The sequence below is a fragment of the Asticcacaulis aquihabitans genome (assembly GCF_032490435.1).
GTDB lineage: Bacteria > Pseudomonadota > Alphaproteobacteria > Caulobacterales > Caulobacteraceae > Asticcacaulis.
On sequence record NZ_JAVGWM010000001.1, the window covers coordinates 992,915 to 1,012,911 of the forward strand.

Below are 19,997 nucleotides of genomic sequence, written 5' to 3' on the forward strand. Positions count from 1 at the left end.
CGGCAAGGGCGAGGCCCGCCCGAGCTTATGCGAGGCAAGCCCCGCGGCGTTTGAGCGACCTAAGAGAACTCGGCGGGCGCCACGCCTTCGACGGCGCCGGCCTTGGTGAGCGAAATCTTTTCGACCTGCAGCCGCGCCGCTTCCAGGCGAGCCTCGCACAGAGCCTTCAATCGAGCGCCTTCCTGATAAAGTTCCAATGATTTTTCCAGCGGCGCCTGACCGGATTCCAGTTCGGTGACGATCTTTTCGAGTTGCTTCAATGCATCTTCGAAGGAGAGTTCAGTGGTTTCGCTCATGATCGTGTCCTGACTTCGTAGCGGCGGCAACCCCAGTATTTGAACCCCTGCTCCAGAGCCTTTATATAGCCCATTTTCTTCAGTTCAATACTGATCATCAAATTGAAAAAGCCGTGGGCCAGAACCAGCACGTCGCCGCCCTCGCGCGCCCGCTCCATCAGGAACTCCGCCGCGGCCCGCGCCCGCTTTTTGGCCTGGTCCCGGCTTTCCAGCCCTTGATGGACGTTGAAATACCACCACCACACCCGCGCCATGAAGCCCCATCCCCACGAATTGGGCGACAGCTTGATGAAGGAGGGAAAATGCGGCGGCGGCAGGGGCGCTTCGATCAGCATGTCGAGCGATTCGAACGCGCGCTCACCGCACACGGCGCGCGCCGTCTCAATGGAGCGCCGCAGGGTCGAAGAATAGATATAACGGGCATCGCGCGCGAAATCGTGGAGCAGCGGCGGCGGCGTCTGTCCGGCCAGAAGCCCGGCCTGATCGTATTTGGCCCACCACGCCTCGTACCCGCGCCAGTCGAACTTGACCCGCCGCGACAGATTGGGCTCCCCATGGCGGACAAGGGTAATCGCGCCGATATGCCCGGCGGCCATCTTTCCCGTATCCATCGTATTCGTGTCGCGCAACAGACCCCCAAACCGGCAGAATCCCGCAAGGCAAGATTCGCCGTTGGCCATTTCATTAAGGCCCGTAGGTAACGTCCTTACAGGTGACGGGCAAGTTTTTTGTGCTGCGTCCCGTGTTTCCTCCTGTGGGCACAGCTTGACACGCGCCAGTTTCATTTGCTTTTTTCAACAATTTCGGAAACAAATGCGGTTTTCCGTAAACCGCCCAGAACCTCAGGGTCCCGCCCTTGCCCTATTCAAAAGAAATCAGCGCCCGCACGGTTGACGCGTTGATGAGTCAGGTGCTGGACGCCGTCGTGGTCATCGATGCCGAAGGCGATGTCCTCGCCTGGAACCGCCTGGCTACGGAGATTTTCGGCTGGAACGAGTCGGAGGCATTGGGCCACTCGCTGGCCGATCTGATCGTCCCCCCGGCCCACCGCGACGGCCATCGCCTGGGGATGCAACGCCTCGCCGAAACAGGCGTGGCGCGTGTTTTGGGCCGCCGCATCGAAATCACTGCCCTGCACCGTGACGGCCACGAATTTCCGATTGAATTGTCCATTGTTGCCGCTCCGGCCGGAGGCGACGCCGCCTTTATCGGCTTTATCCGCGACATCACTGCGCGCCGGGCGTCCGAAACGCGGCTGGTCTTAAGCGAAGAATCGCTAAGACTGACCACGGATGCGGCGGAAATCGGCACCTGGGATCTCGACATGGCCACCCAGGTCCTGACCTGGTCGGACCGCACCTACCTCATGTTCGGCGTACCCACCGGCACCCCAGTCACGATGGATGATTTCTACGCCGGGCTGCATCCCGACGATTTGGCCGATACGGCTGTCGCCTTCCTGGCGGCGCTCGATCCCCAAACGCGGTCCACCTACGATGTGGAATTCCGCGTCATCGACCGCCAGGACCGGCGCGTGCGCTGGCTCGCCGCGAAGGGCAAGGGCATTTTCGATGACAGCGGCCAATGCGTCCGCGCTGTCGGCACCGCCATCGACATTACCGCACGCAAGCGCGCCGAAGTACGCCAGTCGGTGTTGCTGGAACTCACCGATCTGCTGCGCAGCGGCAATACGGCGGAGGCGCTCGAAGCCGCCTGCGCCCTCATGGGCCGTCATTTCGGCGTTTCGCGTGTCGGCTTCGGCCAGTTCGACCCGGTGGCAGACGTCTTCGACTATACGGTGTGCTGGACGGACGGCACTGTGCCGCCCCTCATGGGCGACTACCCGGCCAAGGCCTTCGGCGAAAAGATCGTAGCGCGGCTGGGCGCCGGAGGCACGGTGGTGGTCAACGACCTGTTCGCCGATACCATCAGCGACGAAGCCCGCACGCGCGAAACGGCGGGCAGCGTCGACACCCGGGCCATACTGGTCGTGCCCTTCCTGCGCGGCGACCGCCTGCGCACCATTGTTTACCTCAATTCACGCCACGCCCGCCCCTGGACCGCCGATGAGGTCGCCTTCATGGAAGCCGTCGCTGAACGGACGCGCGAATTGATCGACCGGGCCGAAGCCGAGGCCGCCCTGGCCGCTCGCGAAGCGCAGTTCCGCCTCCTGGCTCAGGCCATGCCCAACCACGTCTGGGCGGCGGGTCCCGACGGCACGGTCGACTGGTTCAACGATCAGGTCTACGCCTACAGCGGCGCACAACCGGGCGAGTTGGACGGCGGAAAATGGGCCGATATCATCCACCCCGACGACGTGACGGTCGCCGTATCGGCCTGGATGGACGCCGTGAAGGCGGGCGAGACCTATGAAACCCAGTTTCGCATTCGTCGCGCCGACGGCGTCTATCGCTGGCACCTGATCCGCGCCGTGCCGCTCCATACGCCAACAGGCAGGATTTCGACCTGGATTGGCACCAATACCGACGTCGAAGCGCAGAAATCGGAGCTCAACGACACGCGCGACTTCGTCCGCCTGGCACTGGGCGCGGTCGACGGCATCGGCGCCTGGACCTTCGATGTGGCCAGCGACACCTTCTTCTTCGACGACTCCGTGGCCGCCGTCTACGCCCTGCCCCCCGGTGCCGGCAAGACAGGCCTGCGTCGTGAGGCCTTCCTGGCCAACGTCCACCCGGAAGACATGACCGCCCTGCGCGCCACCATGGCGGCCGGACTGAAAACGGCGGGTGAACTGGAACTGGAATACCGCATCCTTCACCCCGACGGGTCGGTCCGCTGGGTGTTGTCGCGCGGCAATACCTATTTCGAAAACGGCCTGCCTGTCCGCCGCATTGGCATTGGGGTCGACATGACCGACAAACGCCGCCTGGAAGAACAGTTGCGCCAGTCGCAAAAAATGGAAGCGGTCGGTCAGCTCACGGGCGGCATTGCCCACGACTTCAACAATATGCTGGCCGTCGTGATGGGCTCACTTGACCTGCTCAATCGCCGCGTCACCCTCGAAGACCCCCGCGCCCGCCATTACGTTCAGTCGGCCGCCGACGCCGCCAAGCGCGCCGCCAACCTGACCCACCGCCTGCTCGCCTTTTCGCGCCAGCAGCCGCTCCAGCCGGAATGCATAGACCCCAACCGTCTGGTTGCGGACATGTCCGACCTTCTGCGCCATTCGATCGGCGCCGACATCCGGCTGGAAACCGTCCTGACCGGTGGTGCCTGGCGCATCGAGGTCGACCCCAACCAGCTCGAAAACGTTATCCTCAACCTGTCGGTCAATGCGCGCGACGCCATGCCGAACGGCGGCAAGCTGACCATCGAAACCCAGAACGCGCATCTCGATGCCCGCTACGTCTCCAGCGAATTGGGCGTCCCGGCCGGCCAGTACGTGATGATCGCCGTCACCGACACCGGATCGGGCATGCCGGACGAGGTGATCGCCAAGGCCTTCGACCCGTTTTTCACCACCAAGGCGGTGGGCAAGGGCACAGGCCTGGGGCTCAGCCAAGTCTACGGCTTCGTCAAGCAGTCAGGCGGCCATATCAAGATCTATTCGGAGGTTGGTCATGGCACGACGATAAAGATCTATCTGCCGCGCGGCGGCGATGCCGACACAACCGCCAATCACGACGTGGACAATACCCTCGCGCTGTCGGGCGACCACCGCGACGTCATACTGGTCGTCGATGACGAGGACGCGGTGCGCCAGTTCAGCGCCGACGCGCTCGAAGAACTGGGCTATCGCGTGCTCCAGGCCGATGGGGCCGCCGCCGCCTTGCAATGTTTGCGCGACAACCCCGATGTCGTCATGCTGTTCACCGACATCGTCATGCCGGAAACCAATGGCCGCAAGCTGGTCGATGAGGCACTCGGCCTCTATCCGCACCTGAAGGTGCTCTACACCACCGGCTATACCCGCAATGCCGTGGTCCACAACGGCGTGGTGGACAAGGGCGTCGAACTGATCGGCAAGCCGTTTAGCATCGACGAGCTGGCCGCGCGTGTCCGCGCCCTGCTCGACGCCTCCTGATCTGTTCTATTCCGAGCGCTGCAACTGAAGATGCACGACATTGGTGCGTTCGGTGCGGAATCCCGCCTCGCAATAGGCCAGATAGAACAGCCACAGCTTGCGGAAATGGGCGTCGAAGCCGGTGATACGGCCTTCCTTCCACGCCGTCTCGAACCGCTGACCCCATTGTTTCAATGTTTCGGCATAGTCCTGGCCGAACTTGAAATTGGACATGAGCTTAAGCCCGGCCGATTGGGTTTGTTCCAGCAGCTTCTGGGCCGACGGCAGCATACCGCCGGGGAAGACATATTTCTGGATGAAGTCGGCGCGCGACTTGTAATCGTCGAACATGTCGTCGGCGATGGTAATGATCTGCAAGCCCGCCTTACCGCCCTTTTTCAGGACGTCATGCAGCTTGGTGAAATAGGTGTGCCAGTAGCTTTCGCCCACCGCCTCGAACATTTCGATCGACACCACGGCGTCATATTCGCCCTTGATGTCGCGGTAGTCCATCATGACGATCTCGACCTTGTCGTCCAGGCCCAGCCGCTTCATGCGCTCGACGGCATAGTCATGCTGCGCCTGGGAGATGGTCACACCGGTGACGCGCGCGCCGATGGTTTCCGCCGCATATTGCGCGAACCCGCCCCAGCCGCAGCCAATTTCCAGCACGTGCTGACCCGGCTTGAGATCGACTAGTTTGGCCAGCTTGGCATATTTCGCCGTCTGAGCCGCGCTCAGGTCCTTGTGTTCGGCCAGCCGGTCGCCTTCGAACAGGGCCGACGAATAGGTCATGGTCGGGTCCAGCCACTGGTCATAGAAGCTGTTACCTAGGTCGTAGTGGTCGAAAATATTGCGTTTCGACCCCTGCTTGGTGTTCTTGCGAAAGGCGTGCAGGATGTTGTTGACGGTGCGGGTTATAAAATTGCCGGTGAACAACTGGCCCAGCTTTTCGCTATTAAGCGTCAGCACCTCCAGCAGGGTCGCCAGGTCGGGCGTATCCCACTCCCCTTCCTTGTAGCCGTCGCAGAAGCCGATATCGCCGGACGCCAGCACCCGCTTCATGAAGTTGAAGTCCTTGACCAGCAAGGTGGCATGCGGTCCCGGCCGTGTGCCCGATAACCGCATCTGGCCGCCATTGGGCATGACGATGTCCATCTCGCCGAATTCCCATACCTTTCGCAACGTCTCCACCCCCTTGCGCACAGCGAACGGCTGGCCCTTGAGGTCGTCGATAGCGATGGTCTGGGTGGTCATGAACGAGGCCTTTCGTTGAGAGTTATGACTCTTGTACGGTACGCCGCGCCGGGTGGATGCCCCGGCCACACAATTCAGATATGGAAACCGCCAATCAAAAAACAATAGGCAAAAACAATAGGCACAAAATCGAAAAAAACAAACGGCAAAAAGCCGCACTCAAAAGAGCAAGATGTGCGACCGCCCCGCTCCTGCCCGGCAAAGGACAAGAACGGGGCGCATCGCTATCACAGCCGCGATTAGGGCCGCTTTACAGTGATCGCCGCACCGGAATAGGCGACTTCGGCGTTGAAATCGTCGAAGGCCGCGCTGGTCGATACGCCCGGCTGGACGAAGCGAATATGGAAGACGCGGTTGGTGATCATGCCGGGATAGCTGCCGGTGCGCGCACCAATGCTCAGTTCGCCGGTCTTTTCGTTGTAGGCCAGCGGAATACGGCTGAATTCACCGCGCGTATACCCGTTGGACACACCGTCGTCTTCGTACAGGCTGAACGATCCGTCGGCGCCGGTATAGACGGTCAGGGTCAGCGGCGCATCGGGCTTTTCATCGACATATTGCGTCACCGGGCCCATCGGCACCACCGAACCCGCCTTGACGAACAACGGCATCTGGGTGAGCGGCGCAGCGACCGTGACGCTTTGGCCGCCCTTGACCTTGGCGCCGGTATAGAAATCGTACCAGTCGGCGCCGGCAGGCAGGTAGACGGCGCGCGAGCGGGCCTTGTACTCATACACCGGCGCGACCAGGAAGGCCTTACCGAACATGTATTCGTCCTTGATGTTCTTGCCCTTTTCGTCGTTCGGGAAGTCCATGGCGAAGCCGCGCATGATGGTGCCCGAGGCATGATAGGTGTCCGACGCCGTGGCGTAGATATACGGCATCAGGCGGTAACGCAGCTTGTCATACCACACCATGTTATCGCGCATATCCGAGCCTTCGGGCGCGATGATGAAGATTTCCCGCTTCACGCCTTCGCCGTGGGAACGGAACAGGGGCGAGAACGCCCCGAACTGGAACCAGCGCAGATTCATCTCACGCCATTCCCGCAGGTCTTCAGCCGTGCCCGTGCCACCGGCGGCACGGTTTTCCTGCAATCCGCCGACATCCGTGCCCTGGAAGCGCGTTTCCTGGGCGTAGCCGCCGATATCGTGCGTCCAGTTCGGCACACCGGACATCGAGAAGTTCACCCCGGCGGCGATCTGGTCGTACAGGTTGTTCCAGCGGCCGACCGTATCGCCCGACCAGACAGCAGCGGCATTGCGCTGCACGCCGGCAAAGCCTGAGCGGGTCAGGATGAATTGGCGTGTGTCCGGCTGGTCCTTGACCAGGCCCTCATACATGGCCTTCGTGTTCATCAGCGCATAGGCGTTGTGGACGATGGCGCCCGGCCCCATCTGGGTCGGGGTGATCAGGGCGGCAAAGTCTTCCGGCGAGGTGTTGGAGCGCACGTCCGGCTCAGTATTATCCATCCACCACGCGTCGAAGCCCTTCACGACCAGCTTGTCGTGCAGCGACTTGTAGTACATGTCGCGCGCTTCCTGGTTATAGGGCGAATAGTGGCTGTTGAGATAGCCCTTGCCAACCCAATCAAGCTCGCCCTCTTCGACATTCTTCGTCCACATATAGCCCTTCTTTTCAAAGGCCTTGTAATTGTCGGTATTGGCGTAGAACTTGCCCCAGATCGAGATCATGACATGGGCGTGCTGGGCATGCACCTCATCGACCATCTTCTGCGGATTGGGGAAGCGCTTGGGATCGAAATCGTGGCTGCCCCACTGGTCTTCCGGCCAGTAGAACCAGTCCTGAACCATGTTGTCGATCGGGATCTTCAGGTCGCGATAGGTCTTGAGCACGTCCAGAAGCTGGTCCTGTGTCTCGTAACGCTGACGCGACTGCCAGAAGCCATAGGCCCATTTCGGCATCATCGGCGCCTGGCCGGTCAGGTGGCGGTAGCCGCCGATCACGCCGTCAATGCTGTCCGACGCGATGAAGTAGTAGTTGAGCCCGGTCCCCGCCTCGGACGAAAATTGCAGCGAATGCTGGTCGGCGGACGATTGCGGGTTGTTATGCGTGACGGCGACCATGCCGCCCGACGGCTTCCATTCGAGATGGAACTTCACCGGCTTGCCCTTGGCAAAGTTCTGCTCGAAATTGTGGTACCACGGGTTCCAGCCCTGGCGCCAGACGCTCAAGACCTTCTTGCCGTCCAGGGTCAGGTCGGCATAGTCCGACGAATAGAGCTGCATCTTGTGCACCCCCGCCACGTCCGACGTCATCGTGCCGTCCCACACCACCAACACCTTCTTGCCCTGGGTCGCGGCCTTGCTCAGCGCCGGATCGGTCGGCCAGTTGGCAGCGACGTCTTTCAGGTATTGATAGCGGATATCGGTTTCGACGCGCGTCAGTATCAGCTTGCCATCGACATAGTATTTGGCGGTCAAGCCCTGGCTGCCGTCCTCGGCCGTCAGCTTCAGGTCGCGGCTGAACAGGGCGTAAGGCGTCGGATTGCCCCAGCGCGTGATCGAATTATTGTCCCACAGCACGCCGTAATTCTTGTCCGACACGACGAAGGGAATGGCCACGTCCATATTGTGCTGCGACAGAAGGACGTCTTCGCCATTCATGTCCATCTGGGCGTTCTGGTGCTGGCCCAGGCCGTAAAAGCTTTCGCGCGTGCCGGTATTGAACTGAGCGTGGGTGGCGACAAAGGGCTGGCCTTCGACTGTCACCGGCATGATGGCGGCGCGCGTTTCGGTCAGGACCGGCTTGCCCGCGGCGTCATAGAAGGTCACCAGGCCCGATTGCAGCGACACGACCGCCGATGCCTTGGCCGCCTTGAGCGTCACGGCGTTTTTCGTTTCGGAAACGGTGAACGAACCGCCCGGCTGGGCCACGGTCATCAGGGACGGCATTTGCTGGCGCGCCGGATCGTCGACCGCCAGGACATGGATGATGGCGTCGCTCATGACCTCAAGACGCACCTCCTTGGCCGCACCGGTATCCGGTTTGACGACAATGCCTGTCGCGGTCTTTTCATAGGTCCCGGCCAGGGCTGCGCCCGCCGACATCACCAGGGCCAACACCGATACCGTGGCCCAAATTTTTGCTGTTTTCATCTCAACTTCCTGCTTTTTGTTATGTGTGGGCGTCCGATCTGACGGCATCAGACCGGCACCCTAAGTCATTGTACTTAAGCGCTTTTATTCCTACTTTTCATACGTCCCCAAACGCACCTTAAGAATGACCGGCGCACCGGTAAAGTTCAGGCCGTAGTCAGTCTGGTCACCGTTCCAAACGTACTCCATGACCCATTTTCCGCCTTCGAAATGGCCCTGCTCGACGCGGTCCAGCACAAAGCCCCGAGCCTTATTGGCCTCGCCGGTATCGAAGGTAATGCGCGCATTGAGCCCCGCCACCAGAAATTCGTTGTCGCTCAGCTTCGCCACGGCCACGCCGCCGCTCGGCACATCCGATCCGTCCGGATAGCCGTTCTGGTTTTCCGGGTCCCATTCGGGCAGGCCGAACTGCCATTGACGATAGGTCACCTTGGCTGACCATGCCCGGCCCAGATCGAGGGACTGGGCCGAATGATCGTCGGGCTCCGACACGCCCCACACCTGGCTTTCATAGCTGAGCTTCGCCCATTCGCGGTCCATGCCGCCGAACAGCTTGTACAGGGTAGCGAACGGCTTCACCGCGTCGGCGTCGAACACCTTGGCGCCCAAGGGATAGTTGGCGTAGCCCGTATAGTCGAAACCGAACGGATCGAACCCGATGCCCTGACGCCCCAGCGCCGAGAACAGATAGCGTGCATAGATCGGCTTGTTGCCGCTTTCGGCGACATAGAGCGGATTGTCGGCGCGGGCGTACTGGCTGAGCGTCGCCTCATAGCTTTTCGAACCGGGAGAATACAGATCCGGCGCCAGGAATTCGATATGCGGGGCGGCCACCTTCCACACGTCGATGACGCTGTAGACCGGCCCGCCCGAAGCATAGGAGCCTGGGGTCTGATCGGGATTGAGCGGGTCTTTCAGCGCGGCATTAACATAGGTCGGCAACGGATAGACGGCGTCGCCCGCCGCCACGATGTCGTCAACATAGCGGGCAATCGACCAGGCGTGGAAATATTCATCGGCGTCCTTGCCGAACACCTGGTTCCAGTTGCCCGGCGACTTTTTGTAACGTGTCAGCAGGGCCTGCGGCACGGGCTGCGCCATCAGGGCATCGGCCTTCGGCGAATAGTCGCGCGCCGTGCGATAGACGCCAACCTCATTTTCCGGCTGGAGCATGATGACCGTGTGGCGGTCGCCATCTATGGCCTTGATATGCTTGACCAATTCGACATAGGCGCGCTTGTCCGCCTCGCGCGTGGACTCATAGAGCGGTGACAGGGCGTATGACGTGGTCCCGTCCTTATTGGTCAGGCGCGGAAAGCGCTTATTGTCGAGCTTGACCCACGACGGCGTATAGCTCGGCCCGGTGTTCTTCCATGTCCCGAACCACAGGATAACCAGGCGCACATTGTTTTCGCGCGCTTCCTTGACCAGTGTGTCGACGAAGCTGAAATCGAATTTGCCTTCAACCGGCTCGACCTGCTCCCACGACACCGGCATGGTCAGGGTATTGGCGTGCATGTCCTTGATCGCCGGCCACACCTTCGACAAGGCGCCGGTGTAGTTGCTGGAATTGTTGGCCTGCCCGCCCAGAACCAGGAACGGCGCACCATCGACCATCAGGGCATATTTGCCATCCGTCTGCACCAGGTGTGGAATGGCGTTGACCGCCGTTGAGGGCTTGGCCGACGTCTTGGATATGGCCTTGGCTCCGGCCGAGCCTGCGGCCATAAACGCCAAAAGTGATAGCGCTACCACGGCCAGTTTCGAATCCGTATTTCGCCTTGAGTTTATCATAATCCCTCTTCCTGTGTTCCGCTGTCCTTGACCTTAGCCCCTTTTATGGGCGATTGGACAGTCATCTGTAAAATGGATACTTATCTGTAAAAATTGTCATACAATGGGGCCAGACGAACCGGCAAGCGTCAATTCACGAATCTGGTTTTTAAATAGTATTTTTTTCTGTAAGGTTTTTTGTGACACCTGCCGAATCCCAAAAGGACTCGGTACGCGTTACAGGGATATAGACAGACTTCAAGAAAGCAATTGCATGCGCTCCGAACTCGGCGTCAGCCTCGCCTACGGGCTTCTCGCGACGCTCGGCCAATCCATCGTCACCGGTGAATTCGACAAGACAGGCTTCCCCACCGAGGCAGAGTTGTGCGTGAAATTCGGCGCCAGCCGAACCGTGATGCGCGAAGCCGTGAAAATGCTGTCGGCCAAGGGTCTCATTAGTTCGCGCCAGCGTCAGGGTACGCGCGTCGAACCGGTCGAAAACTGGAACCTGCTCGATCCGGACGTGCTGCGCTGGCTGATGGAACGCCCCTACTCCAACAAGATTTTCCTCGAATTCGCCCAGATGCGCCTCGCCATCGAACCGGCCGCGGCCGCCCTGGCTGCCGAAAACCAGGACCGACCAGCCATCGCCAGCATCCGCGAAGGCCTCCAGGCCATGATCGACCATGCCGGCCAGCCCGACCTGGCGCTAAAGGCCGATATCGACTTCCATGTCGCCATCCTTAAGGCGTCGGGGAATCCCTTCTTCTGGCGTCTCAAGCCGCTGATCACCAATGCGCTCAACCTGTCGATCCAGTTGACCAACAAGATTGCCGGCCATATGGCCGACATCCAGGCGCACGAATCCATTCTGGTCGCCATCGAAAAGGGTGACGCCGATACCGCACGACGCGCGTCCGAGGCCATACTGGTTGAATCGGTCAACCTGATCGGAAAGGTCCAAGCGGCGTAAAGCGCCAATCTGACGGACTCAGATCGGCGCCCTATTGCTTCGCTTTACGGGCTACACCGTCGGTGTGATCCGCACCATGACCACACCGTGCGACGGCACCTCCGCGGCGTAGCTGCCCTTGACGTTCTTTTTGACCGCCTTGGACCACAGGTCACGGACGCTGGCCTTCGTCCCCGCCGGCAGTTGCAGGGTCTCCCAATCGACGGCCATCGTCTTCGCTGCGCCGGAACGGTTGAACAACACTACCGCCCGGTCGCCGCCCTTGAGCGGGCGCACCCAAACCTCGAAATCGCCATCCTTGACCAGACGGCGGCCCTGCTGGCCCAACGGATCCTGATCGATCGCTATGACATCGTGATTGGTCAGTATGGCCAGGGTCTCCGGGCTCATGTTCGACAGGTCGTTGCCCGCGATCAGCGGCGCCGCCAGCATAGCCCACAGCGAGAAATGCGACCGGTATTCGGTATCGGTCATCCCGCCATTTCCGACCTCCAGCATGTCCGGATCGTTCCAGTGATTGGGGCCGGAATCCATCCAGAGGTCGGCATTGCTGTCGAGAATCCACAGGAAGGAATGGCTATAGCCTTCGTCCTTGTCCCAGGAATCGCGGATGTCGCCGGTCGTGCGCCATTGGTGCCCCGGCTTGGCGGCCCATTCGCGCGGCTTGTTATCGCCCCACTCGCAGATACTGAGCAGGATATCCCGGCCGGATTGGCGCAGCGCCTTGGCCATCAAAGTATAGGCAGCCTCGGCATTGCGCGTGCCGGTATTGCACCAGTCGTATTTGAGATAGTCCACGCCCCAAGCGGCATAGGTGCGCGCATCCTGGAATTCATAACCGGCCGATCCGGGACGGCCGCCGCAGGTCTTCACGCCGGCGTCGGAATAGATACCGAACTTGAGCCCCTTAGAATGGATATAGTCGGCAAGCGCCTTGATGCCTGACGGAAAGCGTTCGGGATCGGCCTGGATCGTGCCATCGGCGGCGCGGTCCTTTTGCCAGCAGTCGTCGATGACGACATATTGATATCCGGCCTCCTTCATGCCCGACGCCGCCATGGCATCGGCCACGGCGCGGATCTTGCCTTCATCTATATTGCAGGCGAACTTGTTCCACGAATTCCACCCCATCGGCGGCGTCAGGGCCAAGGGCGGCTTCGGTGCATCCAATTGCAGGGTTTCATGCGCCTGCGCCTGCCCGCCCAACAGTACGGGCATCAGCAGTACGGCGGCGATCGCGACGATCGCGTCCTTGACTTTCATTATGTTTGCTCCCTCTTTGGCCGGCGTGCGTCACCGGTCTTTGCGCTAATAAATAACACAATTCCAAACCTGACAATCCGTTGCGACGAATAAATAAATTTGCATTATGAATTCGCCGATGCGTTCACCAAGGCGTGGCTTTTTTGCCTTTTCCTCAAGAATTGCGTTATCTCTGTAATAAATTTTAATGACATCGGACTATTTTTTCGCCGTTCCGCTTGCCGTTTTCGCAACTGCACACTAACCTTGCTGTCTGGGCGGAGTTCGACGGCAAGGGAAGCAACCTGTATTTTCTCGCGTATCCGAGACCAAACTTTTCATTCCTGAGGTTCTTTTGTCACAAAAGCGCGTTCGTAAAGCCGTCATTCCCGTAGCCGGTCTCGGCACCCGCGTCCTTCCCGGCACCAAGGTCATCCCTAAAGAATTGCTGGTCGTCGTCGACCGGCCCATTCTGGCCTATGTCGTCGAAGAGGCGCGTGCCGCCGGCATCGAGCACTTCGTTTTCGTCACCGGCCGCGCCAAGGGCGCCATTGAGGACTATTTCGACCATCAGGTCGAACTGGAAGCTCAACTGGCCGCCAAGGGCAAGACCGCCATTCTGGACCAGCTGGTCAAGGAACTGCCCAAGGCCGGCGAAATGAGCTTCGTGCGCCAGATGCAGCCGCTGGGCCTCGGCCATGCCGTGTGGTGCGCCCGCGACATTATCGGCGACGAACCCTTCGCCGTCATCCTGCCCGACATGGTGATGGACGCCGAAGTGTCTGCCACCAAGCAGGCCATCGACGCCTACAACCAGGTCGGCGGCAACATCATCGTCGTCGAGCCCGTGCCCCACGACCAGACTCACCAATACGGTGTCGTCGCCCTCGAAGGCCAGGATGGCCGTCTGAACCGGATGTCCGGCATGGTCGAAAAACCGGCCAAGGGCACCGCGCCGTCCAACCTGATCGTGTCCGGCCGCTATATCCTGCAACCCGAAATCTTCGCGCTCCTGGCCTCTCAGGAAAAGGGCGCCGGCAATGAAATCCAGCTGACCGACTCCATGTTCCGCCTGATGGAAACGCAAAGCTTCCACGCGCTGGAATATGACGGCGTGACCTATGATTGCGGCGACAAGATCGGCCTGCTTCGTGCCAATGTAGGTCTGGCGCTTAAAAATCCTGAACTGAAGGACGCCGCCCGTGCCGCCCTTCTGCCCTTCTTCCAATAGCCTGCGTTTCCGGGCCGCCTGCCTAAACGGCGGGCGGCTTTGACAAAAGCCACTGCATTTTTACTTTCCGGCATGGCATAGCCAGCTATCGCGTCTGCCGAAAACACATCTGAGGACTACCACCCTATGCCCATGCTGCCCAAGGTCGCCATTCCCGAAAACACCTACGAATTCGAAACCGAGGTACTGGTTAAGCCGACGGGCTTCCGCGAATACGACGCACGCTGGGTGTTCGGCAAGGAAATCAACCTGCTCGGCATTCAGGCCCTGGGTCTGGGTCTCGGCACCTATATTCATGAGCGCGGCGTAACGCCGAAGCTGGTCACCGGCCACGACTTCCGGTCCTATTCGACCAATATCAAGAATGCGCTGATCATCGGCCTGATGCAGGCGGGTATCGAAGTCATCGATATCGGTCTGTGCCTGTCGCCCATCGCCTATTTTGCTCAATTCGATCAGGATGCGCCCTGCGTCGCCATGGTCACCGCCTCGCACAACGACAACGGCTGGACCGGCGTCAAGATGGGCTGCCAGGCGCCGCTGACCTTCGGCCCGGAAGAAATGACGCGCCTGAAAGAAATCGTCATGGGCGGCCTCGGTGTCGAACGGCCGGGCGGCAAGCTGACCCGCGTCGACGGCGTGCAGCAGCGCTACATGGACGACATTTCGTCGAAGCTGCAGCTCAAGCGCAAGATCAAGGTGGTCTGCGCCTGCGGCAACGGAACGGCGGGCGCCTTCGCGCCGCAAACCCTGCGCGCCATGGGCGCCGAAGTCATCGAACTCGACACCAATCTCGACTCGACCTTCCCGAAATACAATCCGAACCCCGAAGACCACGAAATGCTGGTCGATATGGCCAAGGCGGTCAAAGAACACAATGCCGACGTGGCCCTGGGCTTTGACGGCGACGGCGACCGCTGCGGCGTGGTCGACAATACGGGCCAGGAAATCTTCGCCGACAAGATCGGCTTGATGCTGGCGCGCGACCTGTCCGAAATCTACAAGGACGCGACCTTCGTGGTCGACGTCAAATCGACTGGCCTCTACGCCACCGACGAGGTGCTGAAAAAGAACGGCGCCAAGACGGTCTACTGGAAGACCGGCCACTCCTACATCAAGCGCAAGACCGACGAACTGAAGGCCTTGGCCGGGTTCGAAAAGTCGGGCCACTTCTTCCTTGCCCCGCCGATCGGCCGCGGCTATGACGACGGTCTGAAGGCCGCCGAAGCCATCCTGGCCATGCTGGATCGCAATCCGGGCAAGACCCTGTCGGAACTGAAGGATGCCCTGCCCGTCGCCTATACCTCACTCACCATGTCGCCCCATTGCGCCGACGAGGTGAAGTACCAAATTCTCGAAAAGATCGTGAAGGAATACGAGGACCTGCTGGCCACCGGCGGTTCGATCCTGGGCCGCAAGGTGACCGAGGTCATCACGGTCAATGGCGCGCGCGTCCACCTCGAAGACGGCTCCTGGGTGCTGGTTCGCGCGTCGAGCAACAAGCCTGAGCTGGTGGTCGTGGTCGAATCCCTGCGCTCCGAAGACGACATGCGCGACCTGTTCCGCAAGGAAGTGAAGCCGCGCCTGGCCAAATATTCGGAAATCACCGACTACAATCAGGAGATCTAAACATGTCTGGAGATCTGAAGGTGGTTTATACGGTCGTCCAACACGACGGCGGCTGGGCTTACAAGGCTGGCGGCACCTATTCCGAAACCTTTGCCAGCCATGACCTGGCCCTGGCGGCAGCCCGCACCGCCGCCCGCGAACAGACGGCCCCGGGCAGCGACACCGGCATCTCCTACGAAGATGCCAACGGCGTCTGGCATGAAGAACTTGCCCACGGCGACGATCGTCCGCAAACGGACGTCAAGGGCTGATACAGAGGCAGATACGGACAAGGCGGGGCCCAACCCCGCCTTTTTCATGCCCTTGTATGACCTCTCCTCATTTCAAATTTATAATTTCTATCGGTAAAAGTGCCGTTTGACGTATGGCGGTAACAAAGGCACGGGCGTGACGATCGGTTCAAAGGCGACCTTCCCGGTCGGCGGCGGAAAAATGGGGCAGGAAATCCGCGATTTCGACTGGAGCGCAACCCCGCTCGGCTCCCTGAGTGGCTGGCCCACCGCCCTCAAGGTCGTCACCGACATGATGCTGGCGTCCAAATTCCCCAGCGCCCTGTTCTGGGGCCCGGAACACACCTTCATCTATAACGACGCCTACACTCCGATGCTCGGGGAAAAGCGCAACGCGCTGGGTCAGCCGTTGTCGACGGTCTGGGCCGAAATCTGGCCGGACATCGAACCGATTGTCGCGCGCGCCCTGGCGGGCGAGGCGACCTATCTTGAAAACCTGAAGCTGGTCACAACACGCAACGGCCATCCCGAAGACAGCTGGTTCACCTTCTGCTATTCGCCGGTGCGCAGCGACGACGGCCAAATCCACGGTGTCATCGACTGGGCAATCGAAACCACCTCCCAAATGGTGGCCGAGGCCGACCGAGAACGCCAGGCGCGCGCCCTGCGCGACAGCGAACAACGCTTTCGCGACATGGCCAATTCGATCAACCAGATGATCTGGGTTGCGCAACCCGATGGCTATCACGACTACTATAACCGGCGTTGGTACGAATATACGGGTGTGCCCGAAGGCTCGACCGACGGCGAGGCGTGGAATGGTGTCTTCCACCCCGACGACCAGCCACGTGCCTGGAAGGTGTGGCGACAGTCGCTGGAAACAGGCGCCCCTTACGAAATCGAATACCGTTTGCGCCGCGCCGACGGCGTCTACCGTTGGACCCTGGGACGGGCGCAATGTGTACGTGATCGCTCCGGCGCCATAACAAAATGGTACGGCACCTGCACCGATATTCAGGAACTGGTCGACGCCCGCCACAAGGCCGAAGCCGCCAATATCGCCAAGTCGGAATTTCTCGCCAATATGAGCCACGAAATCCGCACGCCGATGAATGCCGTCATTGGCCTGTCGAGCCTTCTGTCGAAATCGACACCCCTGACCGGTCGCCAAAAGGAATTCATCCACACCCTGCAAACCAGCGCCGACAGTCTTCTGGCCCTGATCAATGACCTGCTCGACATCGCCAAGATCGAGGCGCGCACGGTCGAACTGGAACACATCCCCTTCAGCCTCGCCCGGCTTGTTCAGGAGGTGGCCAGCATGATGGCCGTTCCGGTCCGGCAAAAGGGCCTGACATTTACCGGCGAAGGCAAATGCTGCGAAACGCGCCTGTTCATGGGCGACCCCACCCGCCTGCGCCAAATTATCGTCAACCTGTGCAGCAACGCCGTCAAATTCACCGCGAAGGGCAGCATCCACGTCGCCATCACCTGCCATGCGACGAATAATCCCATTATCGAAACCGTTCGCATCGCCGTGTCCGATACCGGAATAGGCATCGCGCCCGACCAGCTCGACCATATCTTCGATAAGTTCGTCCAGGCCGACAGCTCGATCAATCGCAAATATGGCGGCACCGGCCTGGGCCTGGCCATTACCAAGACCTTGACCGAAGTCATGGGCGGGACGATTTCGGTTGAAAGCCAGCCCGGCGTCGGTTCGACCTTCACCCTGTCCGTGCCGCTGGAAATCGCGCCCGACGCCACCGTGCCTGAACCGGCGTCCTTAGCCGGCGCGGCGGAAGACGCGATCGATGACCGCGACCGGCCGCGCGTTCTGCTGGTCGAAGACTATGAACCGAACGTCCTCGTCGCCCGCAGCTTTCTCGAAGATTTCGGCTATCGCGTCGATGTCGCCGGCGACGGTCAGACCGCTGTCGAAAAAGCCAGACGGGGCGATTACGCCATCGCTCTGATGGATGTGCAGATGCATGGCATGAACGGGCTTGACGCTACTCGCCTCATTCGGCGCGACGAACAGACAACGCAGCGCCCGCCCCTGCCCATTATCGGCATGACGGCCCACGCCCTGGCCGGCGACCGCGAACGCTGCCTGGCGGCTGGCATGGATGACTATGTGTCCAAGCCGTTCAAGCCGGACGAACTCCGCGCCAAGATCAAGGCCTTGCGGCGGTAGCCCCGGAAGTGGCGCCTAGGCGCGGCACATCCGATACAGCACGATCCCGCTGGTGGTCGCGACATTGAGGCTATCGAACCCGCCCGCCATGTCGATGCGCACCGTCGTGCATTGGGCCATGATGGCGTCGGACAGCCCCGGCCCCTCGGCACCGAACAGCAGGGCGGAGCGCGCGGCAGGCGTCACCGCCTCCAAAGTCACAGCACCCGACGGGCTCAGCGCATAGGGCGTCAGGTCGAGCGCGGCCAGCGTGCCTATCAGGTCGTCCACGCGATAATGCGGCACTTCCAGCGCGCCGCCGACACTGACGCGGATCGCCTTGCGGTACAGAGGATCGCAGCAGGCGGTATCCAGTACCACCGCATCGACGCCAAACGCCGCCGCATTGCGCATCAGCCCGCCCATATTGTCGGTATTGGCGATGCCGGACAGGACCAGCACGCGAGCACGCGCACCGCCGACCGCCGCTGCCAACGACATGGGCGGCGTATAGGCCCCAAGCGCCAGATAGCCGCGATGGATCGCAAATCCCGCCACCTCGTCCATTACGGCTTGCGGCACGACATAGACCGGCGCATCAGGCAAGCGCGCCAGACCGCCCACCCGCTCCGGCGTGGTCAGGACGCTGACCGTCCGCGCCAGCCGAGAGGCGAACAGCCGTTCCAGCACCACCTTGCCCTCGGCCATGAACAAACCTTCGCGGCCCGTCAGGTCGCGGTCCTTGACGTCACGATACAGGGTAAGGCGCGGGTCGGTCGGGCTATCGATTTCGATCATCATCGGCTTCCCATATCGCGCGCGTACGCGGCAGGCAATGCGGATAGTTGGCGACGATAAAGGCCGTCAGGTGCTCGCGCACCAGACAGCGAAGATCGAAGGCGGTCGGCGAATCGACAGCGGAGACCAGCACGCGGATCTTGATGACCGTCGGCATGACCTCCGTCACCTGGACCACCTGGGTCTTTCCGTCCCACAGCATCGACCCGGCCAGCAGCCGTTTCAGCTCTTCACGCAACGGATCGATCGGCAAGGCAAAGTCAGCATAAAGCTCCACCGTACCGATGATATTGGCCGAGGTCCGCGTCCAGTTCTGAAACGGCTTTTCGATGAAATAGCTGATCGGCAAAACCAGCCGCCGCAGGTCCCACAACCGCACCACGACGTAGGTCAGGGTAATTTCCTCGACCCAGCCCCATTCGTTTTCGACCACAATGGCATCTTCGATGCGGATCGGCTGGGTCAGGGCGATCTGGATGCCGGCCAGAAGGTTGCCAAGCGTCTTCTGCGCCGCGAACCCCAGCACGATACCCGCCACCCCGGCCGAGGCCAGAAGGCTGACGCCGAGGCCACGCAGGGTATCGAACATGAGGAAAATGGCAGACAGGGCCAGCAGGAAGACGAAGACCTCGGCTATGCTCTTGATCACCGTGATCTGGGTGCGCGCCTGCCGAGCGCGCAGATTGTCCTTCACCGAAATATCGTACCGTCGGGCCGCCGCCTTGGTGACAATGTCGATGATGCGCAGCACAAGCCAGTAGACAAGGCCGACACTGACCACCTTCACAACGCCCAAAACAATTGGATTGGCCAGGGCCTGGGGGGCGGCAGCCCGCACGGCCAGGAAGGCGCACAGGATGGGAATGACGGTATAGAGCGGCGTGCGCAGCCGCTTCAAATTGACGTGCTTGAACAGGTTCGGATTGCGCCGGCACAACCATTGCGCCGCCGCCATCGCGCCCCGCCCGGCCACGGCCCCGACCGCAAAGCCGAGGACGGCCAGGCCGGTAACCACCGCCCATTGCGGCAGGTCAGGCATGGCGGGAAAGGATGGGGAGGACCATTGGATCATGCGATTTCCGTATGCTCAAGCCCTGCCCGCCCATAGCAAATCTATCCCGCGATAAAAGGTCAAGAGGCGACGGCTTGCCTTTGGCCGGAAACAGGCATATTGTGATCACATTCTTTCCGATACCCCGGCGGCCGCGTAGAGTTTGGCCGTGGACCTCGTCGCGTTTTTCCTGCGCCC

The 19,997-nt window shown here is 60.9% G+C and carries 14 protein-coding genes; 6 read left to right on the forward strand and 8 right to left on the reverse strand.

The window, feature by feature from the left end; translation table 11 throughout:
* Positions 1–59: 59 nt before the first annotated feature.
* Positions 60–296 (reverse strand): exodeoxyribonuclease VII small subunit, encoded by a 237-nt coding sequence (locus tag RCJ00_RS04835; protein ID WP_316220606.1) that lies wholly within the window; start codon positions 294–296, stop codon positions 60–62.
* Positions 293–925 (reverse strand): phosphoglycerate mutase family protein, encoded by a 633-nt coding sequence (locus RCJ00_RS04840; protein ID WP_316220607.1) that lies wholly within the window; start codon positions 923–925, stop codon positions 293–295. Before RCJ00_RS04840 ends, RCJ00_RS04835 begins: the two co-directional genes overlap by 4 nt.
* A gap of 227 nt (positions 926–1,152) precedes the next feature.
* Between RCJ00_RS04840 and RCJ00_RS04845 the strand changes: the two genes are divergently transcribed.
* Positions 1,153–4,341 (forward strand): PAS domain-containing protein, encoded by a 3,189-nt coding sequence (locus tag RCJ00_RS04845; RefSeq protein ID WP_316220609.1) that lies wholly within the window; start codon positions 1,153–1,155, stop codon positions 4,339–4,341.
* Positions 4,342–4,347: 6 nt separating this feature from the next.
* Here RCJ00_RS04845 and RCJ00_RS04850 read toward each other — a convergent pair whose 3' ends face one another.
* The 3 genes from RCJ00_RS04850 to RCJ00_RS04860 all read right to left on the reverse strand — a co-directional run bounded on the left by RCJ00_RS04850 (position 4,348) and on the right by RCJ00_RS04860 (position 10,490).
* Complete coding sequence (locus RCJ00_RS04850; protein WP_316220610.1) at positions 4,348–5,577, reverse strand: class I SAM-dependent methyltransferase; 1,230 nt, start codon at positions 5,575–5,577, stop codon at positions 4,348–4,350.
* Between the two features lie 239 nt (positions 5,578–5,816).
* Entirely contained in the window at positions 5,817–8,696 is a 2,880-nt protein-coding gene (locus RCJ00_RS04855) for a glycoside hydrolase family 31 protein (RefSeq protein ID WP_316220611.1), read from the reverse strand.
* A gap of 90 nt (positions 8,697–8,786) precedes the next feature.
* Entirely contained in the window at positions 8,787–10,490 is a 1,704-nt protein-coding gene (locus RCJ00_RS04860) for a DUF5597 domain-containing protein (protein ID WP_316220612.1), read from the reverse strand.
* Positions 10,491–10,743: 253 nt separating this feature from the next.
* Here RCJ00_RS04860 and RCJ00_RS04865 point away from each other — a divergent pair, with 253 nt between their 5' ends.
* Positions 10,744–11,442 (forward strand): FadR/GntR family transcriptional regulator, encoded by a 699-nt coding sequence (locus RCJ00_RS04865; protein ID WP_316220613.1) that lies wholly within the window; start codon positions 10,744–10,746, stop codon positions 11,440–11,442.
* A 51-nt stretch (positions 11,443–11,493) separates the two neighbouring features.
* Here RCJ00_RS04865 and RCJ00_RS04870 read toward each other — a convergent pair whose 3' ends face one another.
* On the reverse strand, positions 11,494–12,705 hold the full coding sequence (locus RCJ00_RS04870) for a glycoside hydrolase family 27 protein (protein ID WP_316220614.1): 1,212 nt from the start codon (positions 12,703–12,705) through the stop codon (positions 11,494–11,496).
* A gap of 319 nt (positions 12,706–13,024) precedes the next feature.
* On the opposite strand from RCJ00_RS04870, the gene RCJ00_RS04875 reads away from it, so the two are divergent.
* From RCJ00_RS04875 to RCJ00_RS04890, 4 genes are all read left to right on the forward strand, one after another.
* Positions 13,025–13,915 carry a UTP--glucose-1-phosphate uridylyltransferase gene (locus tag RCJ00_RS04875; RefSeq protein ID WP_316221083.1) on the forward strand — a complete coding sequence of 297 codons (891 nt, stop codon included), beginning with the start codon at positions 13,025–13,027 and terminating at the stop codon, positions 13,913–13,915.
* Between the two features lie 126 nt (positions 13,916–14,041).
* Positions 14,042–15,544: a phosphomannomutase/phosphoglucomutase gene (locus RCJ00_RS04880; RefSeq protein WP_316220615.1), complete on the forward strand. Its 1,503-nt coding sequence runs from the start codon at positions 14,042–14,044 to the stop codon at positions 15,542–15,544.
* Positions 15,545–15,546: 2 nt separating this feature from the next.
* Positions 15,547–15,795 carry a DUF2188 domain-containing protein gene (locus RCJ00_RS04885; protein ID WP_316220616.1) on the forward strand — a complete coding sequence of 83 codons (249 nt, stop codon included), beginning with the start codon at positions 15,547–15,549 and terminating at the stop codon, positions 15,793–15,795.
* 136 nt (positions 15,796–15,931) lie between these two features.
* On the forward strand, positions 15,932–17,971 hold the full coding sequence (locus tag RCJ00_RS04890; RefSeq protein ID WP_316220617.1) for a PAS domain-containing hybrid sensor histidine kinase/response regulator: 2,040 nt from the start codon (positions 15,932–15,934) through the stop codon (positions 17,969–17,971).
* Positions 17,972–17,986: 15 nt separating this feature from the next.
* Here RCJ00_RS04890 and RCJ00_RS04895 read toward each other — a convergent pair whose 3' ends face one another.
* Both RCJ00_RS04895 and RCJ00_RS04900 read right to left on the reverse strand, forming a co-directional pair.
* Positions 17,987–18,751 carry a TrmH family RNA methyltransferase gene (locus tag RCJ00_RS04895; RefSeq protein ID WP_316220618.1) on the reverse strand — a complete coding sequence of 255 codons (765 nt, stop codon included), beginning with the start codon at positions 18,749–18,751 and terminating at the stop codon, positions 17,987–17,989.
* Positions 18,732–19,820 carry a mechanosensitive ion channel family protein gene (locus RCJ00_RS04900; protein WP_316220619.1) on the reverse strand — a complete coding sequence of 363 codons (1,089 nt, stop codon included), beginning with the start codon at positions 19,818–19,820 and terminating at the stop codon, positions 18,732–18,734. The genes RCJ00_RS04895 and RCJ00_RS04900 overlap by 20 nt, the downstream gene beginning before the upstream one ends.
* Between the last annotated feature and the right edge of the window lie 177 nt (positions 19,821–19,997).